Genomic DNA, 22,599 nt, shown 5'->3' on the forward strand with positions numbered 1-22,599 from the left:
GCCTGCCGTACCGACCGGCGGCGGGCCACCCCGGATCGAGGTGTTGCGATGGGTGGGACGGAGCCTCGGCTACCGCTCGCTCAGATCCGGGTGGTTCCGGAGGAACGCCTCACCCCGTCGGGCGTTTCGCAGGACCGACACGATCAGCACCACCCAGATCACCAGCAGCAAGCCGCCGATCAATGCGTGGAACGGCGCGAACCCCACGAAGACCTGGCCGACGCTCGTCATCACCAGCCCAGCGCACAGCACCGCGAGATAGCGCTGACTGACGAACTGTCTGGCGGTCTCCACGAGCAGAGCCCGGTCTTCGTCGGCCTCGGGTGCGTCGCGTCGCACCTGCCGATCCAGCCGACGACGATGCGACCAGCTGAGCCCGATCAGGGGCGACTGTCGTCCCGACCGGTAGCGGCCGGTGGCGACCAGCCAGATGGCTGCGGCCACCTCGATGACGACTCCGACAATCACCAGGACGAGGCCGAGGTTGCTCGCCCAGTGCGGCGGGTCGCCGTCGAAGATGCCGGTGTTCTCACCACCCATCGCGACACCCACCGCGAGACCGCCGACCACGGCGGGCAGCAGCACGAAGAGAAGAATCAGACGGAGTCGCCGTTGGCCCCGCTCGGTCTGCCCCGGATTCGATGCTGCCGCGTCCATAGTGGTCCCCCGATCACCGTGTGGAGCGGGGACTACCCATCGACGGCGACGGCTCAAACCGGTCGGTCGTCGGCCGGTTCCCGCCAGGCGAAGCGGGGCGTACGTCGCTCGGCCATCGCCGCGACCCCCTCGCGGGCCTCGCCGGTGGTCGCCACCTTCCGGTGCCACCAGGCGATCCGCGCGGGCCCGGCACGGTCGTCGATGATCTCCTTGGCGGCGGCGACGCTCAGTGGTGACCGCTGGGCGATCGTCATCACCAGTTCGTCCACCCGCCCGGCGAGCCGATCGGCAGGCAGCACCTCGTCGACCAGGCCGATCCGCAGGGCGCGCTCGGCGTCGATCAGTTCGGCGGTGAACAGCAGATGCTTGGCGGCGGACGGGCCGACCAGCCGGGCCAGCCGGCGCGTCGTCGGTGCCGGATAGACCAGACCGAGCCGGGCCGGCGGTACGCCGAACCGGGCGTCGTCCGCAGCGATCCGCAGGTCGCAGGCGACCGCGAGCTGAGCGCCACCCCCGACGCAGGCGCCTCGGATGGCTGCGACGGTCGGCTTGGCGAAACTGGCCAGCCGTTCCTCGGCGGCCACCGCGATGCTGGCGTCGCCGGCGTCCAACAGCTCGGCCAGGTCGCCGAGGTCGGCACCCGCGCAGAAGGCGTCGCCCGCGCCGGTGAGCACCAACGCCCGTACGCCCGGGTCGGGTTCCAGCCGGTCGAGCAGTTCGGGGAGCTGACGCCACATGGCTGCGGTCATCGCGTTGCGCCGGGCCGGGTTGTGGATCACCACGGTTGCGACCGGTCCGGTCACCTCGACGGTCAACTCCGCGTCCGACATACGGCGACCATAACGGCGCGGACCCAGCGGCCACCCCGAGGGGCGGTCGCTGGGCCCGCGGTCAGGTCAGGAGACGGTCAGCGCGGTGTCGTCGACCACGAAGGACGTCTGCAACGAGGAGTCCTCGGTGCCGGTGAACTTCAGGTTGACGGTCTGGCCGGCGTACGCCGCCAGGGAGAAGGACTTCTGGCTGTAGCCGGTGGCCTTGTTCAGGTTCGAGTAGGTCGCCAGCGTGGCCAGAACGGTTCCGCTCGAGTTCAGCACCTGCACGTTGAGCTTGTCGTAAGCGACGCTGGTGGTGGTCTCGGCCGAGTCGATGTGCAGCCAGAAACTGAGCGCGTACGACGAGCAGCCGGCCGGCAGGCTCACCGACTGGGCGAGCGTCTCGGTGCGGGTGCTGCCGTACCCGTTCAGCCATGCCTTGTACGAGCCGGTGCGGGCAGCCTGGCCGCTGGAGGTGGTGATGACGCCGGAGCTGGCGGTCCAACCGGTCGCGCCGGACTCGAAGCCCGGGTTGGCCAGCTTCTGCCCCGGCGCGGTGCAGCCACCGCCGGTGCCGTTCACGGTGAGTCGGTAGGTGGCGCTGCGGGTGACCGCGCCCGCACCGTTCACGGTGATCGAGTAGGTGCCGGGCGGGGTGCTCGCCGAGGTGCTGATGGTGAGGGTGGACGAGCCGCCCGAGGTCACCGAGGCGGGGCTGAACGCGGCGCTGGCCCCGCTGGGCAGGCCGGACGCCGAGAACGTCACCGTCTGCGCCGAGCCACTGGTGGTGGCGGTCGACACGGTGGTGGAGACCGCGCTGCCCGGGTTGACCGAGCCGGCGGTCGGCGAGAGCGCGACCGAGAAGTCGTTGCCGGTCGAGCAGGCCGAGTCGCTGCCGGCCACGTTCACCGCGGTCCAGGCGGCCTGCACGGCCTTGTACTCGGTGGAGCAGCTTCCGTACAGGTCGGTGGCTGCCCGCAGGCTGTACGCGCGGGAGGTGTTCGCCGGGTTGCTGGTGCTGACGTACGCCGTGTTGGACGTGAAGTAGACGTCCAGCGCCCGGTACCAGATCTTCTCGGCCTTGGCCCGGCCGATGCCGGTCACCGCGGGGGCGGAACCACAGACCGGGGAGGTGCCGTACGAGGTGGCGCCGGTGCCCTCGGCCAGGTTGAAGAAGAAGTGGTTGGCCACGCCGGAGGAGTAGTGCACGTCCTTGTTCTTGGTGCTGGTGGACCAGCAGCTGTCGGACGAGCCGTCCAGCGACGGGTTGTACATGTAGCGCAGCGGCGTGCCGTTGTTGTTGATGTTGATCTTCTCGCCGACCTGGTAGTCGCCCGGGTCGCTCGGCGCGGCGGCGTAGAACTCCACCATGTTGCCGAAGATGTCACTGGTGGCCTCGTTGAGGCCGCCGGATTCGCCGGAGTAGACCAGGCCGGCCAGCGCTTCGGTGACGCCGTGGCTCATCTCGTGCCCAGCCACGTCCAGCGAGACGAGGGGGCGGGAGTTGCTGGAGCCGTCACCGTAGGTCATCTGGGCGCCGTCCCAGAAGGCGTTGACGTAGTTGTTGCCGTAGTGCACCCGGCTCGGCACGCCGGAGCCGTTGCCGAAGATGCCGTTGCGGGCGTGCACGTTCTTGAAGTAGTCGAACGTCTTCGCCGCGCCGAAGTGCGCGTCCACGCCGGCGGACTGCCGGTTGGAGTTGGCCCCGGTGCCCCACGCGTTGTCCGCGTCGGTGAAGGTGGTGCAGGTCGACGTGCCGTTGTTCATGTCGCAGGTACGGCCGTTGCCGTGCGACGGATCGATCATCTGGTACGTGCTGCCGGAGAGCGTCGTGTCGATGCTGACCGCGCCGGTGTAGATGCCCTGGCCGCTGCCGACCACCGACTCGATCTCGTCGTACGACCCGACGGTCGCGCCGGTGACGGCGTCGGTGATCACGTGCAGCCGGGACGGGGTCTGCCCGTCGGGCTGCCATCCGCTGACCACGGTCTCCCAGGCCAGTCGACCCTGCCCGGAACTGGCGTCCACGAACAGCTCCGGCGTGCCCACCGCCTCGGCCTTACCGACGAACCGGGCGCTGGCGGCCTTCTTTGCGGCCGCCGCGGTGGTCCTGGCCGAGGTGGCGAGGGTCAGCGGCGCGGCCAGCCCGACCGAACTGCCGGCGTACGTGCCGTTCGGCGCGGTGTGGATGACGAAGTCACCGCCGTACACCCGTAGGCCCTGGTAGGTCCTGGTGTAGCGGGTGTGGGCAGCGCCGCTGGGGTCCACCTTGGTGCTGCGCACCTGGTAGGACTCGGCGCTCGAACCCTGGACGGCGCCGGGGTTCGCTCGTAGGACGGTTGCCGCTCGGGCCGCAGCGGAGGCGTCCGGCGCGGGAGAGGTGGGCGGGGCCGCGTGCGCCGTGGTGACGACGCAGGTCAGCAGGCCGCTGGTGAGCAGCACTGCACTGACGGCGGCAAGAGCTCTTTTCAAGTGCGCTCCTGAGAGGAGAAGGATGTGACGGAGGTAGTCACGCATGTAGATATAGCTATGTATTGAAGAAAAGAGAAGCCCTGAACCGATGTCAGGCATCGACATTGGCCGAACGGATGAGGGGCTTGACGAGGGAACCAATACCTGCCCCAGCACGTCCGACGGACATGAGACCCGTCTCGACAGCCGGCGTCACGTTCGCCCTACTGGTCGCGCTCCTGGCCGGCTGCACCAGCACCGACCGCACCGGCGCCGCTCGTGACCAGCCGCCGACCAGCGCCGACCCCGCCCCGACCGGGCCGGCCACCGACGCCCCGCCGACGCCAACCGCGGGCCCCGCCTCCACGTTGCCGACCGGGCCGCCGGCCACCGATAGCGCGTCGACGCGGGTGATGCTTTTTCGCTCCGGCGGCTTCGCTGGCCGCGCTGACACCGTGACCGTCGAGCCGGACGGCCGGTGGATGGCCGTGGACCGTGCCGGTGGTCGGCGTACCGGCCAACTCACTCCCACCGACCTCGGCCGGCTGCGCGGGCTGACCGCCGACGCCCGGCTGGCCGCCGAGGCCCGCCAGACGGCGGGCGCGACCATCTGCGCAGACGTGTTCAGCTACCGGCTGACCGTCGGCACCATCGAGATCGGGTACGACGACTGCCCCAGCGACGACACGCAACAGCTGCCGGCCACCCGCGCGCTGGTCGAGCTCCTACTGCGGGCCACCGGCACTCAGACCGCGTAGTCCGGAGGCAGGCCGGTGCCACGCAGCTCCGGCGGCAGGTGGGCCACGTCGTTGAGGGCGATCAGGTTGGGTGGGCCACCGGAGCTGTACCGGATCACTGTCAACCCCGCGTTGTGCAGGTTCAAGCCCAGCCATCGCCGCTCCGGCGCGTCGAGGGCGTGCCGCACCAGCCAGGCGATCAGGAAGGTGTGCGTCACGACCAGCTCGTGGACCGGCTCGCCATCGGGAGCTTCCTCCGGGACCGGGCCGGTGAACCGCCGCACGGCCTCCGCCGTCACCCGCGGCCCGTCGGCCCGCTCGGCTGCCGAGAACTGCGCCAGGAATGTGGCGTACGCGGGCGGCAGGCCGGCCGGGTCCGTGTCGTGTGGGAGGTGGTCGCCGGCCAGCTCCGTCGCGTACACCGGAGCTTCGGGCAGCGACCTGGCGATCAGCTCGGCGGTCTGCGCGGCCCGGCGCAGCGGTCCGTGGTGGACGGCGGCGAACCGGCGGCCTCGCAGGCGCTCGCCGAGCAGCGTGGCCTGCTGCTGGCCGCGCTCCGTCAGGCCGGTGTCCGGTTCACCGGCATCCGACTCCCGCAGCGCGGTCAGGTCCTGCTCGGCGTGTCGGGCGAGGTACAGCAGGCGAGTCACCATGCCGCCCACCTCAACACACCGGGAGGTGCGGGCTCCACCCCGCACCTCCCGGGCCTGCGGCCGTCAGCTCAGTCGGCCTGGCCGGACGCCGCTCGCGCGAAGGTGACCGACACCCACAGCCAACCGGCCGTCACCGCCAGACCGAACGCCACCATCACGGCCGGAGCCGGTCGGACGATCAGGGCGACCCAGGCCACCGCGAAGAAGACCCCGATCACCAGGCTGTACGCGGCTCGACCACGTGCCCCCTGCCGTGCGGCCCGACGGCCCGCCACCACGGTCGCCGCGATCAGCGACACGAAGGCGACCGCCGCCACCAGGAAGTGCAGGCCGCCGTGCCAGCTGATCTGACCGGCGCCCCGGGGCGTGCCGACCGGGAACCCGTCGGCCGGGTCGGCGCTGAAGATCGCCGCGCCGATCAGGCCCAGCCCGTACAGCGCGAGCAGCCGGGGAAGCCAGACCGACCCGCCGCCTCCGCCGGTACGGCGGCGCAGCGCGTCGGCGGCCAGCGCGCAGAGCGCGCCGGTGACCAGGAACGTGACGATCTGGATCCAGCCCAGCTCGCCGGTGCTCAACACGCTGACCGGATGCCGGCGAAAGTCGAAGCCGTCCCGGGTCGACGCCTGCACGATCGCCGAGCCGACGAAGATCGGGCCGGCCAGCACACCGCCGATCAGCAGTGCGCGGTCCCGACCGACAGCAGCCGGTCCTACCAGCGGGAAAGGTGCGGCCTGGCTCATCGTCGGCTCCCCTACGCCCGTGGGAACATCTGGCCGATGCGGATCCGGTTGCCGAACGGGTCCCGGATGCCGAAGTCGATCCCGTACGGGCGTTCGGTCGGCTCGTCGGTGATCTCGACGCCCTTCGCCACAAGATCCTCGTGCGTCTTGCGGGCGTCGTCGGTGGTCATGAAGAGGTACCCGCCGAGGGCACCCTTGGTGAGCAGCTCCCGGACCTGCTCGGCGGTGGCCGGGTCCAGTGCGGGCGGGCCCGGCTTCTCCAGCAGGATCTCGCGCTCCGGGTCGCCGGGCAGGTTGACCGTCAACCACCGCATGAAACCGAGGTCCTGGTCGGTGTTGACCTCCATGCCGAGCTTGTTGACGTAGAAGTCAAGCGCGGCGTCCTGGTCGAGGACGTAGATCTGGGAGCGGCTGATCGCGTTCATCGTCATGCCCATGACGCTAGAGGTAGACCGTGACCTGCGGCTTATCCAAAACTGCTGGGTCGGGTCCACGCTTTGGCGAAGCACGACGGCACATTGGCCGCCGCGACGCGGTGCCGCCGGAAATCCGAGGGCGACTCCCCGACGATCTGCCGGAACGTACGGCTGAACGTGCCCAGGCTGCCGAAGCCGACGGCGTAGCAGATGTCCGTCACGTCCCGGTTCGACTCCACGAGCAGTGCCATCGCGCGCTCCACCCTGCGGCGTTGCAGGTAGCGGTGCGGGGTCTCACCGAACGTGGCCCGGAAGGTCCGGATGAAGTGCGCCTCAGAGACGAGCGCGATCCGGGCCAGCGCCGGGATGTCCAGCGGCTCGGCGTACGCCCGGTCCATCGCGTCCCGGGCGCGCAGCATCGCCCGGTTCGACTCCTCCACCGCGCGGCTCATCGGCCCCCGTCCCGCCCTGCTCGTTGCCCGGCCCCAGGCTACCGCCGACCCCGGTGACCCGGCTTTCAAACCCGTCTCCGCTGTGACATCGGCCTATGGCCGGGACGGACCGGCCACGCCAGCATGGAGGGCATGACTCGTGCACTCATTGCCCTGACCAGTCACTCCGAGCTGGGCCGCACCGGCCGCTCGACCGGCTACTACGTCGGCGAGGCCGCCGAACCGTGGGAGGTGTTCCGGGCCGCTGGCTACGACGTAGACCTGGTGTCCGTGGCCGGCGGCGAGCCGCCGGTTGACGGCCGGGACGAGAACGACAGCACCCAGAACGACTTCCTCGCCACCGCCGGCGTAACGGACACCCCGAGGGCCGCCGACGTCGACCCGGCCGGGTACGACGTGATCCTCTTCGCCGGAGGTCACGGCACCATGTGGGACTTCCCCGACGACCCCGACCTGGCCCGCATCGCCCGCTCGGTCCACGAGCGCGGCGGCGTGGTGGCCGCCGTCTGCCACGGTCCGGCGGCGCTGGTGAACCTGACCCTCACCGACGGCTCCCGGCTCGTCGCCGGCAAGCGGGTGGCCGGCTTCACGAACAGCGAGGAGGCCTCCGTCGGCCTCACCGACGAGGTGCCTTTCCTGCTCGCCGACAAGCTCACCGAGGCTGGCGCGCAGCACGTACCGGCACCGGACTTCACCGAGCACGCGGTGGTCGACGGCCGCCTGGTGACCGGTCAGAACCCGCAGTCCGCCCGCGCCGTGGCCGACGCCGTGGTCAAGCTGCTCAGCTGAGCGCCGGTCGGATCCGGTAGTCGTCTGGCGGGCCGGTGGCACGCAGCTCGGGCGGCAGGTCGGTGACGTCGTTCAGCGCGACGAGCGTCGACGGGCCGTCCGAGCTGCGACGGATCACGGTCAGCCCGCCTCACCTCACATCGTCAACAGTCCCCCGTTCCGGGTCTCGTCCTTGATCGCGACCAAGTTCGCCACCACGTACGCGGGGATGTCCAGCGGCACGGCGTACGCCCGGTCCATCGCGTCCCGGGCACGCAGCATCGCCCGGTTCGACTCCTCCACCGCGCGACTCATCGGCCCCCGTCCACTCCGCTCGTCGCCTGGCCCCAGGCTACCGCCGGTGCCTTCGCCGGTCGGGTAGCGCGCCGCCGCCCGGTGAAAGCACCGGCGACCATCATCAGAGCGACGACGCCGAGCAGTGCGCCCAGCAGCACCGTGCTGCGCACACCGTGGCTCGGTAGCGCGAGGCCGGCGACCAGGGCGCCACCGGTGATGCCGACGTTGACGGCGGCAGAGACGGTGGCGGCGGCGAGGTCGGAGCGCCCGGGCGCAACCTCGAGCACAATGCCACCGAGCACCGCGGTGAACGCCGCGAACGCCAGCCCGGCCAGGGCGAGCAGGCCCACGGCAGCCGCCGGCCGGTGGCCGACCGCGTACAGCCCGAGCAGTGCCACCGACTGGAGGGTGACGGTCGCAGCCAGGGCGAGCCACGGGCTGCGGTCCACCACCGCTCCGACGGCGAGGATCCCGAGCACGCTGGCAACGCCGCGCACCAGCAGGATGACCCCGACCGCCGAGGCGGCGAACCCGCTGACCTCGGTGACGAAGAGGGCGACGTAGGTGTAGCCGGCGATGGCACCGGCGGTCGCCATGATGGCCACCGCGACCAGCAGCCAGAAGCGGTAGACGTCGGGTGTCGCGCCCCGGGCGGCATGTCCCTCGTTTGGTGGCGTCGACGGCAGGAGCGAGGCCACCGCAACGAGCACGATCGCGCCGAGCCCGGCCACCGCCAGGAACGACACCCGCCAGCCGGCGCGTTCGCCCAGCCAGGTGCCCGCGGGCACGCCCAGGACCAGAGCGACGCTGCCGCCGGCGAACACGATCGCGACCACCCGACCGCGCAGTCCGGGTCGGAACAGCTCGGCCGCGGCCGGCACCACCACTGCCCAGAACAACGCATGGGTCGCCGCGGTTGCCATCCTGGCCGCCAGCAGCAGCGCAAACGAGCTCGCGAACACCGTGATCGCGGTGCTCACCACGAAGCCGGCCAGGAGCGCGGACAGCAGTCGCCGACGGGGGATTCTCCGGGCCAGCGCCGTCAGCGGGATCGAGGCGACGACCACCACCGCGCCGTACGCGGTGACGAGCATGCCCACCTGCGACGGCGAGACGGCAAGGTCCGCGGCCATCGGGAGCAGCAGCCCGATGGGCAGCGCCTCCGCTGTGGTGTAGAGGAACGTCCCGCCCGACAAGCCGATCAGTGCTCCCACTGCTCGCCTGTGGCCCATGCGACCCTCCCCTTGTTACCAGCTAAACCATGTACGCCAGAAACAAGCTAGCGATCCCCCTTGCCGACGGTCAACTGGTAAAGTGGGTTTTGATGGAAACAGTCGAGGGCGTCACGCGGATGAACCTGGTGGGCGGCAACCTCGCCCTGGACTTCATCAACACCCGCTCCGGCCCACCCGTCGGGCTCCCGGACGACGACGTGCTGACCGGCTATCCGGAGCTGGTCGCCTGGGGGGTGCACGCGGGCGCCCTCACCCAGAAAGAGGCGACAGCGTTGCGCCGGCTGTCCCGCAACGACCCGGACGGCGCCAGCGCTGCCTTCTCGCGAGCGCTGCACACCCGCGACTACCTCGACGAGGTGTTCCGGCCGCTGACCGTTGGAGAAGCCCCCAGCACGTCTGCACTGGCCCGGCTGCGCGACGACGAAGCGGACGCACTCGGCCACGCACAGCTTGAGGGCGGCAGCACGTTCGACTGGGTCTGGCGAGACGACCACACGCTTGCCCGACCTCTGCGGCCAGTGGTGCACGCAGCGGTCCAGTTGCTCACCACGGGTGCGCTGGACCGGATCAAGGGATGCGGAGGCTGCCGCTTCATCTTCAACGACGAGAGCAAGAACCGCAGTCGCCGCTGGTGCAGCATGGACGACTGCGGAACTGCCGAGAAGATGCGCCGCTACGTCGCAGCGCGCCGCACGCGCGCGACGCAATGAGCGCGCTGCCGCCGTCGGGAAAGCCTGGTGAATACCCGTTGCTGTCGCCGTTGCTGTCGGCAGCCCACCGCGCGCTCGCGCGCCGGCCGCACCAGAACGCCTGATAACCGCTGTAACGGTCACGGTGCATTCGGGCAGGATCATCGGCCGTGACACTTGTCCTGCCGCCGCGCCTGACAGCCTCGGCTCAGAGCTTGCGCGAAGCCGCTCACCGACGCGGACTACGCACCGTCCAACTTCGCACTTTCGAAGTACCTGCCGGGTTGCGTGCTGATCACCTTCATGCGGGACCGAGCTTCGCCGACGTCGTCGCACCGCTGCTCGGGATCGCGCCCCTGGAAGCTGCACCTGGCTGGCTGACTGGCCTTCCTCGTGAACTTACCCGCCGCGAAATCACCTTGGTCGCCATCGGCGAGGCCTACGAACTCCGGCGACCGGCGTTCATCAAGTCGCCCAACGACAAGAACATCCCGGCGATGATCTACACCGATGGCTCCCGCCTGCCCGGCCCGGATGCTGTCGACCGATGGACTCCAGTGCTCGTCAGCGACATCGTCGACTTCACCGCCGAGTACCGGCTACACCTGCTCGACGGTGTTGTCCACACAGGCAGCCAGTACGCCGCGCACGGCCGGTTGCACCTCGGCCCTCCGTCGACTGACGCACTAGCCTTCGGCACCGATCTCATCGCCGGACACGGGCACACGCTGCCCTCCGCCATCGTCGTGGACGTAGGACTGGTCGACGGCTCCTGGGCTGTGATCGAGGCAAATGCCGCATGGGCCAGCGGCGCCTACCTGGCGGATCCAGACCTGGTTCTCGATGTCATCCTCCGAGCGGCCGGCCCAACGGCTTCGGTCACCGCCCGCGACAGACAGTTCATCCGACGACCTCAGGCGACCGCTGCGATCTAGGCTCTGTGAGCGCCGATAGCCTGCACCGACCGCGACGACCACGGAGCCCGAGCATGAAGCTGTTGGCCGGAGCCACCGGCTTCAACCCGCCACCCGGCGCCCCAGCGGACCTCAAGACCTTCACCGCCGTCTGCCACCACGCCGCCCGCAGCATCGACGCCACCGTCACCGGCGTCATGCCCGCTGGCGTCGCGCCCAACTTCCACAGGGTTGATATCGCCCACGCCCAGCACCCCATCGCGGTGCTGCGACACACCACCTTGCCGTTCATCGCCTTCGCCCGCCCCCAGGCCGATGGCGACGTCATGGTGACGTTCGTCGACCACCCCGACCTCGCCGCCGCCCTCACCAACCTGACCGACGCCGAGGCCCTCACCGCCGAGCAGCTACAGACCTCCCTGTCACAGGTCGACCTGAGCGCGCTCAGTCCGCACGAACACGACCAGGTCAACTATTGGAAACCGACCACCGTCGGCGAGCTGCTGTTCAACTTCTGGGACTGAGCCCCAGAATTCTGAGACAAGGGACAACCGAGATCGTCTAGCCGGACGTGTCACGGGTCAAGTGACAGCGATCCGCAACGCATCAAGTGGTTGCCCGAATCGCCGGCAGTCCGGCGTCCTCCGTCGACTGATGCGCGACACTCGTCCGCCACTGATCTGCGATACCTCCGCGCGCTGATCGCAGGCTAGATGCGTGAGCATCTCTCCGGCCGGTTCACGCTCGCCAAGTCTGGCGGGGTCGGTAACCGGAGCGGCGCAGCCAGTGCTCGGTATATACGACCCGGGAAGGTGTGATGATCGTCAGCGGGTCGCCAGGCGGTTCGTCGAGCGAACGGCCACGTTCCACGTGGTCGGACTGCCAGCGGAATGCCTCCCAGTAGGCCTCGACCTCCGGGTCATCGCGTTCGAGCGTCCTCGCGGTGCCGAACAGTTGCGCGCCCCGGCTCCGTGCGGCTCGTCCGGCGACGTCCGTCTGCATCGTCCACCTCGGTCGGCCGTCTGTCTGCGTGTCGCGCCGGCAGCCTCGGACCAGGCTCGTTGCTGTCGCCGTTGCTGTCAACGGGTACCGCAGCGGCTCCCGTATTGGCGAACCGGTCGACGGCTGGCTGATGCCGGCAGAACGCACGGCCGGTGGCCGGCTGCCCGGTCGCTGCTAGTCTCATCGGCTGATGACACGATGCTTCGGTGACCGGGCCACATTCGCCGTGGAGATCGGCAAGATCGAGTCGCACGCACTCCGCGTCGTCGACCTGTGGTTGGCTGGCAAAAGGCTGACTGTCGATGACAACTCGGCCTTCGTCCCGTTCTTCCTTCGCATTATGCGGTCGACCGCGGCGGAGGTGCGCCGACGCGACGTTAAGCCCTGCCCCTTTCCGGGCCGCGCACCGGAGCAGATCTTCCGGCTGCTCCACGCGGACGACACGGAGTTCCGGGAGCAGTTCCGGTTCATGCAGTGGGGCGAGACCGTCGACAACCTGTCGAAGTACGCCTACCTGGATGACGACCTGGTGATCGTCTTCCAGTTTTGGCGGGCAACCCACCCCTTTCCGAAGGACCTGGGCAAGGTCTTCGTCGCCAAAATCCCACCGGACGAGTTCGTGGCCACCGTCGAGGAAGCAGCCGATCTGCTGGACGCCGAGTTCGTTGCCGTCGACCCGCCCCGGTGACCAAGCAAGTCGCGACCGGTGTGTCGCAATGGGAAGGAGCGACCCGCTGACCAGCGGAACAGGCGGATTCAGACGTTGAAGCGGAACTAAAAGCCGCCGTCTCGCCACCAGCGAGAACGCTACCTGATGCCTGCTCACACGGCATCTCGGGCTGCCATCGTTGGTGGCTGTTTGACGACGTTTGACAGTGTCTTGTGCCCCCTGTGCGGCTGCTGCTCTGTCGGTCGCTGCTGCCAGCACCACCCCAGTTCTCGCCAGTCCAGTTCGTGCACGCGGTGCTCCGCAACGCGCTTCAACACGCCATGCGGGAAGAGCTGGTGTCGCGCAACGTCGCCAAGCTGGTCCGAATCCCCTCGCCTCGCTACAAGGTCGGCAAAGGGCTGTCCGTCGACCAGGTACGAAAGATCCTGGACACTGCAGCGGATCGCCGGGCAGCTCCACGTCCAGGACGCCAAGACCGAGGACTCGGAGGCGGTGTTGCCGCTGTCCGAGGTCGCCTGCGCTCACTCTCCTCGAACACCAGGAACGACAGCAGGCAGAGCGAGCCGCCCTCGCCGAGGTGTGGGAGGACCACGATCTCGTGTTTCCCTCGGAGCGGGGCACTCCGATGGAGCCGACCAACCTCAGCCGCTCTTTCGCCCGACTCCGGAAACCGCCGGTCTGCCTGGTGTCCGCCTTCACGACCTGCGGCACGCCGTGGTCTCGCTACTGATGGAGCTGGGCGTACCGCCGCACGTCGTCCAGGCCATCGCTCGGCACGCCGACGTGAAGATCACGCTCAAGGTCTACGCTCACGCCAACCTCGACGCGATGCGTCAGGCTCTCGGCAAGCTCCACGGGAAGCTCTCGTGAGTGCCGTTGCTGTCATTCGGCTGCTTCGCGGCGAGCACCGCCCCGAAACGCCTTGTGGAATTGGAGCCCCCGGCCGGGATCGAACCGGCGACATCTCGCTTACAAGGCGAGTGCTCTGGCCAGCTGAGCTACAGGGGCGCGTGCGTCGAGGTCAGCATAGCGAGTGACGTCCGGATATCCCGCTCGCGATGCCTCCCGAGCACGGGAAACGTCAACAACCCGACGCCTGTACGCCTTTCCGCCGCCTGGCCGTGTGTCGATTGATGTCCGACCGTGCCGGAGTGACCGGAATGTGTAATCCCTATGTCACCTCCGACGCTCCCCGACCTTGGCAGCAAGGGGAAACACGTTTACGGTTCACACACGGACGACAGCCCGGCGCCCCCGCGTGACCGAGCCGCCGTCCGCTGACCGGCACGGATACGCGCCGGTTGCTCCTTCACTCGGATCGTCCGGCACGTTCCTGCCGGTGAAAGGAAGCGCTTCACCATGGCTACGGTCACCTATTCCAAGGCGTCCCGGGTCTACCCGGGCCAAGAGCGTCCCGCCGTCAACGAGCTGGACCTCGAGATCGGCGACGGCGAGTTCCTCGTCCTGGTCGGCCCCTCCGGTTGTGGCAAGTCCACCAGCCTGCGGATGCTCGCCGGCCTGGAGGACGTGGACGCCGGCTCGATCTACATCGACCAGCGTGACGTCACCCACCTTCCTCCGAAGGCCCGCGACATCGCGATGGTCTTCCAGAACTACGCGCTCTACCCGCACATGACGGTGTACGAGAACATGGCGTTCGCCCTCAAGCTGCGCAAGACCTCCAAGTCGGAGATCGACCGGCGGGTCAAGGAGGCGGCGGCGCTGCTCCAGCTGGAGGAATACCTCGGCCGTAAGCCGAAGGCGCTCTCCGGTGGTCAGCGTCAGCGTGTCGCGATGGGCCGGGCGATCGTCCGCGAGCCGCAGGTCTTCCTCATGGACGAGCCGCTGTCGAACCTCGACGCCAAGCTGCGTGTGCAGACCCGTACCCAGATCGCGTCCCTGCAGGCCAAGCTGGGCGTCACCACGGTCTACGTCACGCACGACCAGGTCGAGGCCATGACCATGGGTCACCGGGTCGCGGTGCTGCTCGACGGTGTCCTCCAGCAGGTGGACACCCCGCGGGCGCTCTACGACACCCCGGCCAACGTGTTCGTCGCCGGCTTCATGGGCTCTCCCGCCATGAACATCAAGACCGTTCCGCTGAACGAGCAGGGCGCCGAGTTCGCTGAGCTGCAGATCCCGCTGACCCGGGAGCAGGTCGCGGCGGCCCGCGCCGAGGGTGGCGACGGCAAGGTCACCGTGGGCTTCCGCCCGGAGGACTGCGAGCTGGTCAGCCCGACCGAGGGCGGCATGCCGGTCGTGGTCGAGCTGGTCGAGGACCTCGGCTCGGACGCCAACGTCTACGGCCACGCCGCGCTGGGTGGCAACTCGGAGCGCTTCGTCGTCCGCACCGACCGGCGCACCATGCCGAACATGGGTGACACCGTGTTCGTCAAGCCGGTCGCCGGTCGCAGCCACGTCTTCCACGCCGCCACGGGTGGCCGGATCTGACGTAACGCTTCACCGACGGGGGCGGTCCGCTTCGGCGGGCCGCCCCTTTCGTCGTACCGGCAAGGGCTCTTCACCCTGCGGAGCCAGCGCGGAGGTGGCTCTGTGGGGTGACTCGGCACGGCGGCTCTTGCTCGTACCGTCACGGCGACCCGAGCCCGAGGAGACGCCGTGCCCACCGTTCCCGCCCAGTCCACTGCTCACCCGACCGCGCGTGCCCGCTCGTACCAGGTGGTTCGCCTGGCGGGCCGCAGCCTCGCCTACTGCGCGACGCTGGTCCCGGTCGCCGTACTCGCGCTGGTGACCGCCCCGCTGGGCGGGGCCGGCGCCGCCGTCGCACGCTGGCGTGCCCTGCGCACCGGGCTGCTCGGGATGCCACCGGCGGCCGTGCCCGGCCGGCGGCCCGGCACGGTCGCGGTGCTCGGCCACGCGCTGCTCAGCCTGCTCCTCGGTGCCGTGGCTCTGCTGCCGCTCGGCGTCCAACTGCTGATGGTGCTGCGCGGCGCGCTGTACGGCCTGATGGACCGGGGGCCGTACGACGATTCCTGGGGTGGTCCGACCCGGGCCGGCGCGTGGGTGGCGCACTTCCTCGTCGGCCTGCCGATCACGGCTGCCGGGCTGGCCGCTCTGATCGGCATCGCTGCCGTGCACCAGCGGCTCACCCGACGCCTGGACGGGGAGCGGGGTCCCCGCTGGCTGATCCCGGCCGTGCTGCTGTTGGCGCTCGCCGGGGCGCTGCTCTTCGTCGCGTGGACCCGTCAGATCTGACGGCGAAGCCCCCTCCCGCGCTGGGCGGAAGGGGGCTTCGTCGACGTGGTTACAGCTCGGCGGAGCGTCGGCGGGCGACCTCGGCCAGGGTGACCGCGGCGGCCACGCTGGCGTTGAGCGACTCCACCTCGGAGATCATCGGAATGCTGACGGTCAGGTCGCAGGTCTCCCCGACCAGGCGGGACAGCCCGCGCCCCTCGGAACCGACGACCACCACCAGCGGACCGACAGCGGCCTCCAGGTCGTACAGGTCGGTGTCACCGTCGGCGTCCAGCCCGACCACCATGAAGCCGGCGTCCCGGCACGCCTTCAGCGACCGGGTCAGGTTGGTCACCTGCGCCACGGGCACCCGCGCGGCCGCGCCGGCGCTGGTCCGCCAGGCGGTCGCGGTGATTCCGGCGGCACGTCGCTCGGGTACGAAGACACCCTGCGCGCCGAACGCCGCGGCCGAACGGATCACGGCACCCAGGTTGCGCGGGTCGGTGACGCCGTCCAGCGCGACCAGCAGGGGGGCCTGCTGCTCCAGGGCGGCGGCGACCATGTCCTCGAAGGGCTGGTACGCGAAGGGCGGCACCTGCAACCCGACGCCCTGGTGCAGCACCCCGCCGGTCATCCGGTCCAGCTCGGCCCGGCTGATCTCCAGGTTGGCGATGCCCCGGTCGGCGGCGGTCCGGATGATCTCGTTGATCCGGTCGTCCATGTCGATGCCCTGGGCGGTGTAGAGCGCCGTCGCCGGCACGTTGGCGCGCAGCGCCTCCAGCACCGGGTTGCGCCCGACCAGCAGCTCCGGGGAGTCCTTGGACGGGTTGGACTTGCGCCCCGGCGCGACCCGCGGGCCGGACCGGCCGGTGGGCTTGCCGCCCCGACCGCCGCCGCTGGCGCCCCGACCGACCGGTACGCCCCGACCGCCGCCCCTGCCCCAGGTGGTGTCCTTGCTGCCCGGCTGACCGATCTTCGGGGGGCGCCCCTCCTCGGCCGCCGCGCGGCGCTCCTTGTCCTGCTTCCAGGCGGTGCGCTGGGGCAGCTTCTCGGTGCCCGAGTAGCCCTTGTGCCAGGGACGCTCGTCCGCGGGCAGGGTGCGACCCCGCCCGGCCAGGGAGTCCTTGTTCTTGCCGCCGGTGCCCTTGGGGGCGCTTGCCTTTGACGTCAGTCGCCGGCCACGGCGCTGCGAGTTGCCGGCCATCAGTCCTGCTCTCCAATAGTCCAACGGGGGCCCTGGGGGGTGTCCTCGACCACCACGCCGGCCAGCTTGAGCTGGTCACGCACCGCGTCGGCGGCAGCCCAGTCCTTGCGGCCCCGGGCCTGCGCGCGCTGCTCCAGGGCCAGCGCGATCAGGGAGTCCACCACGGCACGCAGATCATTCGATCGGCTGCCACCGGTCCACGCCGGGTTGAGGGGGTCGATCCCGAGGATATCCAGCATTGCCCGTACCACGGCCAGGGTGGTGCGGACGGTCACATCGTCACCGGCGCTCAGCGCGGTGTTGCCGTCCCGGAGGTGCTGTTGCAGCACGGCCAGCGCGGCGGAGGTGTTGAGGTCGTCGTTCATCGCCGCGACGAAGCCGGCCGGCAGCTCACCGGGCTGCCCGGCGCCGACCCGCTCGGCCGCCCGCTGCACGAACCCTTCGATCCGGCGGTACGCGGTGGCCGCGTCGCGCAGCGAATCCTCCGAGTAGTCGATCACCGAGCGGTAGTGCGCGGCGGCGTAGTAGTAACGCAGCTCGACCGGCCGCACCCCGAGCGAGTCCACGTACGCCAGGTCGAGCGCGTTGCCGGCGGACTTGCCCATCTTGGCCCCACCGATGCTGAGCAACCCGTGGTGCACCCAGTAGCGCGCGAACGGCAGCCCGGCGGCCTTGGACTGGGCGATCTCGTTCTCATGGTGCGGGAACGTCAGGTCCAGCCCACCGCCGTGGATGTCGAACTCCGGGCCCAGATACCGCCAGCACATCGCCGAGCACTCGATGTGCCAGCCCGGACGACCGAGCCCCCACGGCGACGGCCAGTAGGCGTCCGCCGGCTCGTCCGGTTTGGCACCCTTCCAGAGCGCGAAGTCGCGCGGGTCCCGCTTGCCCCGGTCCGGGGCGTCCCCGGCCGACTGCATCGCGTCCGGGGACTGACCCGACAGCGACCCGTACGCGGGCCAGGACGCCACATCGAAGTAGACGTCGCCGGAACCGTCAGTCGCCGGGTACGCGTGCCCGTCGGCGATCAACTTCGTGATCAGCTCGTGCATCTCCGGGATGTGCCCGGTGGCGCGCGGCTCGTAGGTGGGCGGCAGCACGTTCAACGCCCGGTACGACTCGGCGAGAAGCAACTCGTTGACGTACGCGATCGACCAGAACGGCCGACCCTGCTCGCCCGCCTTCACCAGAAGCTTGTCGTCGATATCGGTCAGGTTGCGGATGAAGGTGACCTCGTAGCCGGCGGCCAGCAGCCAGCGGCGCAGCACGTCATAGTTGACGCCGGAGCGAAGGTGACCGATGTGCGGCGGGGCCTGAAGAGTGAGACCACACAGGTAGACCCCCACCTTGCCGGCTTCCCGCGGGACGAAGTCCCGCACCGATCGGGTGGCGGTGTCATACAGGCGTAGCGTCACCGCACAAGGGTAGCTGTCCGTGCCTGTCCGGGTCCGGCGGTGCCGGGTCGTACGCTGCCAGGCGTGGATGCGACCGCACGCTCGGGTGAGACTCCGGCCAACCCCAGCGCCCCCGCTGACGCCGTCCCTGGACAGGCGGGCGCGGCGGGGCATGTCAATGCGGCCGGACAGGCTGGTGCGGCCGGACAGGGCGATCGGGTTGTCGGGCGGGCTGACGCCGTTGCGGGACGGGGCGTTGAGACGTCGCAGACCCTCGACCGGGGTCTGCGGCTGCTGCACCTGGTCGCCGACGCCTCGGGCGGTCTGACCGTCACCGAGGCCGCCAACCAGCTCAACATCGGTCGGGCGGCCGTCTACCGGTTGGTCAGCCCGCTGATCGGGCACGGCATGCTGCGCCGCGACGGCGACGGCAGGCTGCGCCTCGGGGCCGGGCTGCTGCACCTGGCCCGACGGGCCCAGCCATTGCTCGCCGAGGGTGCGCTACCCGCGCTGCGCCGCCTCGCCGAGCAGGCCGGAGCGACCGCGCATCTGACCGTCGTCGAGGGTGGCGAGGGCGTGGCCCTGGCCGTGGTCGAGCCGAGCTGGACGTCGTTCCACGTCGCGTACCGCGCCGGGGCACGGCATCCGCTGGACCGAGGGGCGGCGGGCCGGGCCATCCTGGCCGGTCGAGCCGGGGATGCGGCGCCGGTGAGCAGCAGCGGGGAGTTGCAGGCCGGGGCGTACGGGGTGGCTGCGCCGGTGCTCGGCGTACCCGGTCTGGAGGCCAGCGTCGGCGTGGTCGCGCTCGCCCCGCTGGACGTCGACACGATCGGTCCCCAGGTGCTGGCCGCAGCCACGGCCATCACCAACGCCCTCCGCTGAAAAACGAGCCACCGCCTGTTCCGACCAAAGGCGGGCGGGCTCGCGCCCCGCTTGATCAACTCGGATTCCTGAAACTCGCGGTATCCCGGTGCCAACGACACCCCGGCTTTCAAAAACGCGAGTGGATCACAGCAGCACGATCGCGTCATACCACGATCGCCGCACGAATTTTCGGTTGTCCACAGGGTCGGACGGCTGCCCGGGCCAGGTTGTCCACAGGGGTTTCGGCGGTCCATGGGTGGTCGGCAGGCTGCTTGGCATGCCACCACGTCCGCACCGCCCCGACGCCCTGACGTGGCGGGTCTTCCGCGGCTCCGATGCTGTCCGGCATGGCCTGCTCACCGAACATCAGCTGCGCAGTGCTGCCTGGCTGCGGGTGCGCCAGGACATCTATGCCGACGCACGGCTCGACCGGGACCACACCCTGGCCTGTCGCGCCGCACTCCTCCGACTCCCGCCCGGGGTAGTGATCGGAGGCCCGTCAGCCGCCTACCTGCACGGTGTCGAACACGCCGCCGCCTTCACCGACGACGTGCACGTCCTCGTGCCCCGGCCGATGCGGATCGGCCCACAGCGCGGCCTTCGCGTGCACGTCAACGCCATCACCCCGCTCCTCGACGACGAGATGGACGAGATGCCGGCCCTCGCCGCGCCGCCACCGGCCTCGCGCCGCCCACCAGGAACATGGGATCCGCCGGACGCAGAACGTTCGCAGGAGACAGGACGATCACGTGACGTAGCGCGCCCATCGCGAACCGGGCTCCCCACGGGAGCAGGGCGGCCGCCGACCATCGGAGCACCATCACGCCCAGCTCGGCAGCTTGCCCGACCGGAAGCGGTGACGGCCAGGACGGGCAGCATGGCGATCACCAGACCGGACAGCGTCGTGGTCTCCAGGCTGGCCGACGGGGGCGGAGCGGGTGTCACGTCCCAGCCCAACTGGGACCCGAGCGGCCCGATCCCCCGCTCCGACCCGGGGCGGGCCGCCTGGGAAACGGCGGTGTGGCTCGACCCGATCCCGGCAGTCGCCGTTGTCGACTCTCTGCTCGGGCAGGGGCTGACCGATCGCGACACGTTGGCCGCACTGGCTGCCCGCAACGCCGAGCGGCCTGGTGGGCGGCGGGCACGATGGGTCTTCGACCTGGCTGACGGCGGAGCCCAGTCACCGCCGGAGTCACACCTGCGCGTACGGCTGGTGCTCGGTGGGCTGCCACGGCCGGTCGTTCAACATCGGGTACGCCTGGCCAGCGGCGTTGTCCTGCACCCCGACCTGGCGTGGCCGGAGTATCGGGTCGCGGTCGAGTACGACGGAAAGTGGCACTCCGACGCAGATCAGCTTCACCGCGACCGCCGTCGGCTCAACCTGCTGGTCGGCGCGGGTTGGTTGGTCCTGCATGTGACGAGTCGACGGTTGCACGCCGAGTTTCCGGCGGTGCTCAGAGAGGTGCGCGACGCGCTGGTCAGCCGCGGGTGGCGACGGTGATCCCCGAGCTGGCCTTGATCGACTCGGGTTCCTGGAAACCGTGGCATCCATCGGCCCCCGACACCCCACCTTCAAGAAACCCGAGTCGATCAAGGCGAGGAACGGAGCCACGCACACGGACACCACCGCGCACGCCGACAGGGCCCGGTCGACGATTGTCGACCGGGCCCCGAGGTGGTGCTTTACGGGCGGGCGTTCGGCTTGAGCAGGGTCTTCACCGCCGCGTAGGCGTCGACGATCCCGTAGCCGTAGAAGCCGTTGAAGTTGACTCCACCGGCGCAGTAGGCGTCGTAGGTCTCGTCCCGGCCCTCGTTGCGGTACTGCTGGAGGCGCGGCTCCGGGCAGGCGTGCTCGGCTGCCGTCCGGTACAGGTGCTGCTCGACCAGGTCCGGCGACATCCCGAAGCCGCCCCGGCGCTCCGGCTTGCCGTACCGGCTGACGATCAGCGCGGCGACGCCGGCGGCGTGCGGGGACGCCATCGAGGTGCCCTGGAGGTAGGTGTAGTAGCCACACTCACCGTTGGCCTTGCACTGCTTGAAGACCGACTCCTCGAACCCGGCGACGATGTTGCCGTCGGCGTCGACCGAACCCTCCTCCTGAAGCACGTGCTTCGGGTACGAGGAGAGGATCATGTTGGCGTCGGTACGGAACGTGTCGGTCCCGAAGCCGTCCCGGAACCAACCGCCCGGGGCGGCGACCGAGGTCTGCTCGGTGCCGTAGTTGGAGAAATCCGACTTCTTGCCGGACGGGCCGACCGACGACACACCGATCACGTGTGGGCCTTCGGCGGGCATGTCCCAGCAGCTGTTGTTGTCGATCGGCCGGGGGTACGGGTCGGCACCGTAGTCCGGGCTCGTAACGTCGGTCCGGGGTGCGCCCAGGTCCTCGTTGTTGTTGCCGAGCGCACCGACGAGGGTGACGCCCTTGTTGTGAGCGAAGATCAACGCCCGCTTCATCGCCTTGATGATGGCCCGCTGTTCGGCCTGGTCCTCGGGCGAGTCGGCAGGGTTGGCGGTGCAGTTGTAGAGCCACGGGTCGACGTAGAACGACATGTTGACCACGTCGATCCCGGACCGGCCGGCGTAGACCAGGGCGTTGACGACCGGGTCGAGGAAGAAGTAGCCGGAGTCCTGGCCACCCTTGAGTTCGACCAGCGAGACGTTCGGGGCAACGCCGGAGAGGCCGAAGCCGTTGGCCGCTGCGCCGATGGTGCCGGCCACGTGGGTGCCGTGCCCGCCGTCGTCGGTGCCGACCGGGTCGAGGCAGCTCGGCACCTCACAGGGGCCGTCCACGTCGGTCAGGTCGGGCGCGAAGTTGCGCGACAGCGACCAGTTGAAGTTCGGCGCGATGTCCGGGTTGCTGGCATCGACGCCCGTGTCCAGTACGCCGACGGTCACGCGACGGTCGCCGGGCTCGATCTTGCGGGCCTTGTCGGCCCGGATCATCTCCAGGCCCCAGAGCTTGTCGTCGAGCGGGTCGAGCTTGGTGCCCTTTTTGGCTGCGGCACGAGCGGCACCGTTGGCGGCAGCGGCCGTCAGGTGCTCCTGCTCGACGCGGTCCAGCTTCGGCTTGCGGCCGATGGCCTTCTGCTCGGCGGCGCCGAGCAGCGTCGGGGCGGCGTTCGCCCTGGCCGCGAAGTCGGCCCGGTCACTGGTGACCTGGAACATGCCGACCTCGTCGGACCGCGACACCACCGTGCCGCCGGCTGCCCGGATCGCGGCGACGGCCGTGTCGGCGGCGACGCCGTCCTCGGCAACGACGGTGAAGGTGCGGGAGTCGCTTGGCGCGGCGCTGGCCGGTACACCCAGCCCCGAAGCCGTAAGTGCCAGCACTGCCGCGGTTGCGACAGTGCCGACGGTGAAGCGCTTGCTCACCACATCAGATCCTCTCGTTGAGGGACGTGGCAGCCATCACACAACAACCTTCGAGTTTGCGCCAGATGAACGCC

Annotated in this window: 25 protein-coding genes and 1 tRNA gene; 11 read left to right on the plus strand and 15 right to left on the minus strand. The window is 70.0% G+C overall.

The window, feature by feature from the left end:
• Window positions 1–69: 69 nt before the first annotated feature.
• The 3 genes from GA0070619_RS25985 to GA0070619_RS25995 all read right to left on the minus strand — a co-directional run bounded on the left by GA0070619_RS25985 (window position 70) and on the right by GA0070619_RS25995 (window position 3,941).
• Window positions 70–657 carry a hypothetical protein gene (locus GA0070619_RS25985; protein ID WP_088950462.1) on the minus strand — a complete coding sequence of 196 codons (588 nt, stop codon included), beginning with the start codon at window positions 655–657 and terminating at the stop codon, window positions 70–72.
• Between the two features lie 53 nt (window positions 658–710).
• Window positions 711–1,487, minus strand: coding sequence for an enoyl-CoA hydratase/isomerase family protein (locus tag GA0070619_RS25990; RefSeq protein WP_088950463.1), 777 nt, complete (start codon window positions 1,485–1,487; stop codon window positions 711–713).
• Between the two features lie 66 nt (window positions 1,488–1,553).
• The gene (locus GA0070619_RS25995) at window positions 1,554–3,941 is read right to left on the minus strand and encodes a M4 family metallopeptidase (RefSeq protein ID WP_088950464.1); all 2,388 of its coding nucleotides are present in this window, start codon (window positions 3,939–3,941) and stop codon (window positions 1,554–1,556) included.
• A gap of 167 nt (window positions 3,942–4,108) precedes the next feature.
• On the opposite strand from GA0070619_RS25995, the gene GA0070619_RS26000 reads away from it, so the two are divergent.
• Complete coding sequence (locus GA0070619_RS26000) at window positions 4,109–4,678, plus strand: hypothetical protein (RefSeq protein ID WP_088950465.1); 570 nt, start codon at window positions 4,109–4,111, stop codon at window positions 4,676–4,678.
• Here the strand turns inward: GA0070619_RS26000 and GA0070619_RS26005 are convergent.
• From GA0070619_RS26005 to GA0070619_RS26020, 4 genes are all read right to left on the minus strand, one after another.
• A complete protein-coding gene (locus tag GA0070619_RS26005; RefSeq protein ID WP_088950466.1) occupies window positions 4,666–5,310 on the minus strand; it encodes a histidine phosphatase family protein in 645 nt (214 codons plus the stop codon). The genes GA0070619_RS26000 and GA0070619_RS26005 overlap by 13 nt on opposite strands.
• Before the next feature lie 68 nt (window positions 5,311–5,378).
• Window positions 5,379–6,050 carry a DUF998 domain-containing protein gene (locus GA0070619_RS26010; protein ID WP_088950467.1) on the minus strand — a complete coding sequence of 224 codons (672 nt, stop codon included), beginning with the start codon at window positions 6,048–6,050 and terminating at the stop codon, window positions 5,379–5,381.
• An 11-nt stretch (window positions 6,051–6,061) separates the two neighbouring features.
• Window positions 6,062–6,481: a VOC family protein gene (locus tag GA0070619_RS26015; RefSeq protein WP_088952055.1), complete on the minus strand. Its 420-nt coding sequence runs from the start codon at window positions 6,479–6,481 to the stop codon at window positions 6,062–6,064.
• Window positions 6,482–6,516: 35 nt separating this feature from the next.
• On the minus strand, window positions 6,517–6,918 hold the full coding sequence (locus GA0070619_RS26020; RefSeq protein ID WP_088950468.1) for a helix-turn-helix domain-containing protein: 402 nt from the start codon (window positions 6,916–6,918) through the stop codon (window positions 6,517–6,519).
• A gap of 132 nt (window positions 6,919–7,050) precedes the next feature.
• Between GA0070619_RS26020 and GA0070619_RS26025 the strand changes: the two genes are divergently transcribed.
• Window positions 7,051–7,707, plus strand: coding sequence for a type 1 glutamine amidotransferase domain-containing protein (locus GA0070619_RS26025; protein ID WP_231927158.1), 657 nt, complete (start codon window positions 7,051–7,053; stop codon window positions 7,705–7,707).
• Here the strand turns inward: GA0070619_RS26025 and GA0070619_RS33870 are convergent.
• The 3 genes from GA0070619_RS33870 to GA0070619_RS26035 are packed head-to-tail and all read right to left on the minus strand — an operon-like array spanning window position 7,700 to window position 9,215.
• Window positions 7,700–7,825 (minus strand): hypothetical protein, encoded by a 126-nt coding sequence (locus GA0070619_RS33870; protein ID WP_269458532.1) that lies wholly within the window; start codon window positions 7,823–7,825, stop codon window positions 7,700–7,702. The genes GA0070619_RS26025 and GA0070619_RS33870 overlap by 8 nt on opposite strands.
• A 17-nt stretch (window positions 7,826–7,842) precedes the next feature.
• On the minus strand, window positions 7,843–8,001 hold the full coding sequence (locus GA0070619_RS33610; RefSeq protein WP_231927159.1) for a hypothetical protein: 159 nt from the start codon (window positions 7,999–8,001) through the stop codon (window positions 7,843–7,845).
• Complete coding sequence (locus GA0070619_RS26035; protein WP_088950470.1) at window positions 7,998–9,215, minus strand: MFS transporter; 1,218 nt, start codon at window positions 9,213–9,215, stop codon at window positions 7,998–8,000. The genes GA0070619_RS33610 and GA0070619_RS26035 overlap by 4 nt, the downstream gene beginning before the upstream one ends.
• 92 nt (window positions 9,216–9,307) lie before the next feature.
• Between GA0070619_RS26035 and GA0070619_RS26040 the strand changes: the two genes are divergently transcribed.
• The 3 genes from GA0070619_RS26040 to GA0070619_RS26050 all read left to right on the plus strand — a co-directional run bounded on the left by GA0070619_RS26040 (window position 9,308) and on the right by GA0070619_RS26050 (window position 11,345).
• On the plus strand, window positions 9,308–9,928 hold the full coding sequence (locus GA0070619_RS26040; RefSeq protein ID WP_172862121.1) for a CGNR zinc finger domain-containing protein: 621 nt from the start codon (window positions 9,308–9,310) through the stop codon (window positions 9,926–9,928).
• Window positions 9,929–10,077: 149 nt separating this feature from the next.
• Window positions 10,078–10,842, plus strand: a complete 765-nt coding sequence (locus GA0070619_RS26045) for an ATP-grasp domain-containing protein (protein WP_088950472.1) — start codon at window positions 10,078–10,080, stop codon at window positions 10,840–10,842.
• A gap of 53 nt (window positions 10,843–10,895) precedes the next feature.
• Window positions 10,896–11,345 carry a hypothetical protein gene (locus GA0070619_RS26050; protein WP_088950473.1) on the plus strand — a complete coding sequence of 150 codons (450 nt, stop codon included), beginning with the start codon at window positions 10,896–10,898 and terminating at the stop codon, window positions 11,343–11,345.
• 214 nt (window positions 11,346–11,559) lie between these two features.
• Here the strand turns inward: GA0070619_RS26050 and GA0070619_RS26055 are convergent, their stop codons facing one another.
• Window positions 11,560–11,823 (minus strand): hypothetical protein, encoded by a 264-nt coding sequence (locus GA0070619_RS26055; RefSeq protein WP_197699570.1) that lies wholly within the window; start codon window positions 11,821–11,823, stop codon window positions 11,560–11,562.
• 190 nt (window positions 11,824–12,013) lie between these two features.
• Here GA0070619_RS26055 and GA0070619_RS26060 point away from each other — a divergent pair, with 190 nt between their 5' ends.
• Entirely contained in the window at window positions 12,014–12,511 is a 498-nt protein-coding gene (locus tag GA0070619_RS26060; protein ID WP_088950474.1) for a hypothetical protein, read from the plus strand.
• 126 nt (window positions 12,512–12,637) lie between these two features.
• Entirely contained in the window at window positions 12,638–13,363 is a 726-nt protein-coding gene (locus GA0070619_RS26065; RefSeq protein WP_231927160.1) for a tyrosine-type recombinase/integrase, read from the plus strand.
• Window positions 13,364–13,424: 61 nt separating this feature from the next.
• Here GA0070619_RS26065 and GA0070619_RS26070 read toward each other — a convergent pair.
• Window positions 13,425–13,501: transfer RNA gene (locus tag GA0070619_RS26070), tRNA-Thr, on the minus strand.
• Between the two features lie 351 nt (window positions 13,502–13,852).
• Between GA0070619_RS26070 and GA0070619_RS26075 the strand changes: the two genes are divergently transcribed.
• A complete protein-coding gene (locus GA0070619_RS26075) occupies window positions 13,853–14,944 on the plus strand; it encodes an ABC transporter ATP-binding protein (RefSeq protein ID WP_088950475.1) in 1,092 nt (363 codons plus the stop codon).
• Between the two features lie 168 nt (window positions 14,945–15,112).
• Window positions 15,113–15,709: an NUDIX hydrolase gene (locus GA0070619_RS26080; protein ID WP_088950476.1), complete on the plus strand. Its 597-nt coding sequence runs from the start codon at window positions 15,113–15,115 to the stop codon at window positions 15,707–15,709.
• A gap of 49 nt (window positions 15,710–15,758) precedes the next feature.
• Here the strand turns inward: GA0070619_RS26080 and rlmB are convergent, their stop codons facing one another.
• Together rlmB and cysS are read right to left on the minus strand one after the other, a co-directional pair.
• Window positions 15,759–16,892, minus strand: coding sequence for a 23S rRNA (guanosine(2251)-2'-O)-methyltransferase RlmB (gene rlmB, locus GA0070619_RS26085; protein WP_088950477.1), 1,134 nt, complete (start codon window positions 16,890–16,892; stop codon window positions 15,759–15,761).
• Entirely contained in the window at window positions 16,892–18,307 is a 1,416-nt protein-coding gene (cysS, locus tag GA0070619_RS26090; RefSeq protein WP_088950478.1) for a cysteine--tRNA ligase, read from the minus strand. The genes rlmB and cysS overlap by 1 nt, the downstream gene beginning before the upstream one ends.
• A gap of 63 nt (window positions 18,308–18,370) precedes the next feature.
• On the opposite strand from cysS, the gene GA0070619_RS26095 reads away from it, so the two are divergent.
• Together GA0070619_RS26095 and GA0070619_RS33615 are read left to right on the plus strand one after the other, a co-directional pair.
• The gene (locus tag GA0070619_RS26095) at window positions 18,371–19,168 is read left to right on the plus strand and encodes an IclR family transcriptional regulator (protein WP_269458533.1); all 798 of its coding nucleotides are present in this window, start codon (window positions 18,371–18,373) and stop codon (window positions 19,166–19,168) included.
• A gap of 859 nt (window positions 19,169–20,027) precedes the next feature.
• Window positions 20,028–20,651, plus strand: coding sequence for an endonuclease domain-containing protein (locus GA0070619_RS33615; RefSeq protein ID WP_231927161.1), 624 nt, complete (start codon window positions 20,028–20,030; stop codon window positions 20,649–20,651).
• A gap of 182 nt (window positions 20,652–20,833) precedes the next feature.
• Here GA0070619_RS33615 and GA0070619_RS26105 read toward each other — a convergent pair whose 3' ends face one another.
• Window positions 20,834–22,525: a S8 family serine peptidase gene (locus tag GA0070619_RS26105; RefSeq protein WP_172862122.1), complete on the minus strand. Its 1,692-nt coding sequence runs from the start codon at window positions 22,523–22,525 to the stop codon at window positions 20,834–20,836.
• Between the last annotated feature and the right edge of the window lie 74 nt (window positions 22,526–22,599).

This window comes from Micromonospora zamorensis (assembly GCF_900090275.1).
Taxonomy (GTDB): Bacteria; Actinomycetota; Actinomycetes; order Mycobacteriales; family Micromonosporaceae; genus Micromonospora; species Micromonospora zamorensis.

Bases quoted from the DNA above. Each gene is read 5' to 3' on its own strand.
- GA0070619_RS25985 (WP_088950462.1), bottom strand. From the start codon at position 657: ATGGACGCGGCAGCATCGAATCCGGGGCAGACCGAGCGGGGCCAACGG.
- GA0070619_RS25990 (WP_088950463.1), bottom strand. From the start codon at position 1,487: ATGTCGGACGCGGAGTTGACCGTCGAGGTGACCGGACCGGTCGCAACC.
- GA0070619_RS26000 (WP_088950465.1), top strand. From the start codon at position 4,109: ATGAGACCCGTCTCGACAGCCGGCGTCACGTTCGCCCTACTGGTCGCG.
- GA0070619_RS26005 (WP_088950466.1), bottom strand. From the start codon at position 5,310: ATGGTGACTCGCCTGCTGTACCTCGCCCGACACGCCGAGCAGGACCTG.
- GA0070619_RS26010 (WP_088950467.1), bottom strand. From the start codon at position 6,050: ATGAGCCAGGCCGCACCTTTCCCGCTGGTAGGACCGGCTGCTGTCGGT.
- GA0070619_RS26015 (WP_088952055.1), bottom strand. From the start codon at position 6,481: ATGACGATGAACGCGATCAGCCGCTCCCAGATCTACGTCCTCGACCAG.
- GA0070619_RS26020 (WP_088950468.1), bottom strand. From the start codon at position 6,918: ATGAGCCGCGCGGTGGAGGAGTCGAACCGGGCGATGCTGCGCGCCCGG.
- GA0070619_RS26025 (WP_231927158.1), top strand. From the start codon at position 7,051: ATGACTCGTGCACTCATTGCCCTGACCAGTCACTCCGAGCTGGGCCGC.
- GA0070619_RS33610 (WP_231927159.1), bottom strand. From the start codon at position 8,001: ATGAGTCGCGCGGTGGAGGAGTCGAACCGGGCGATGCTGCGTGCCCGG.
- GA0070619_RS26035 (WP_088950470.1), bottom strand. From the start codon at position 9,215: ATGGGCCACAGGCGAGCAGTGGGAGCACTGATCGGCTTGTCGGGCGGG.
- GA0070619_RS26040 (WP_172862121.1), top strand. From the start codon at position 9,308: ATGGAAACAGTCGAGGGCGTCACGCGGATGAACCTGGTGGGCGGCAAC.
- GA0070619_RS26050 (WP_088950473.1), top strand. From the start codon at position 10,896: ATGAAGCTGTTGGCCGGAGCCACCGGCTTCAACCCGCCACCCGGCGCC.
- GA0070619_RS26055 (WP_197699570.1), bottom strand. From the start codon at position 11,823: ATGCAGACGGACGTCGCCGGACGAGCCGCACGGAGCCGGGGCGCGCAA.
- GA0070619_RS26060 (WP_088950474.1), top strand. From the start codon at position 12,014: ATGACACGATGCTTCGGTGACCGGGCCACATTCGCCGTGGAGATCGGC.
- GA0070619_RS26065 (WP_231927160.1), top strand. From the start codon at position 12,638: ATGCCTGCTCACACGGCATCTCGGGCTGCCATCGTTGGTGGCTGTTTG.
- GA0070619_RS26075 (WP_088950475.1), top strand. From the start codon at position 13,853: ATGGCTACGGTCACCTATTCCAAGGCGTCCCGGGTCTACCCGGGCCAA.
- rlmB (WP_088950477.1), bottom strand. From the start codon at position 16,892: ATGGCCGGCAACTCGCAGCGCCGTGGCCGGCGACTGACGTCAAAGGCA.
- GA0070619_RS33615 (WP_231927161.1), top strand. From the start codon at position 20,028: ATGGCGATCACCAGACCGGACAGCGTCGTGGTCTCCAGGCTGGCCGAC.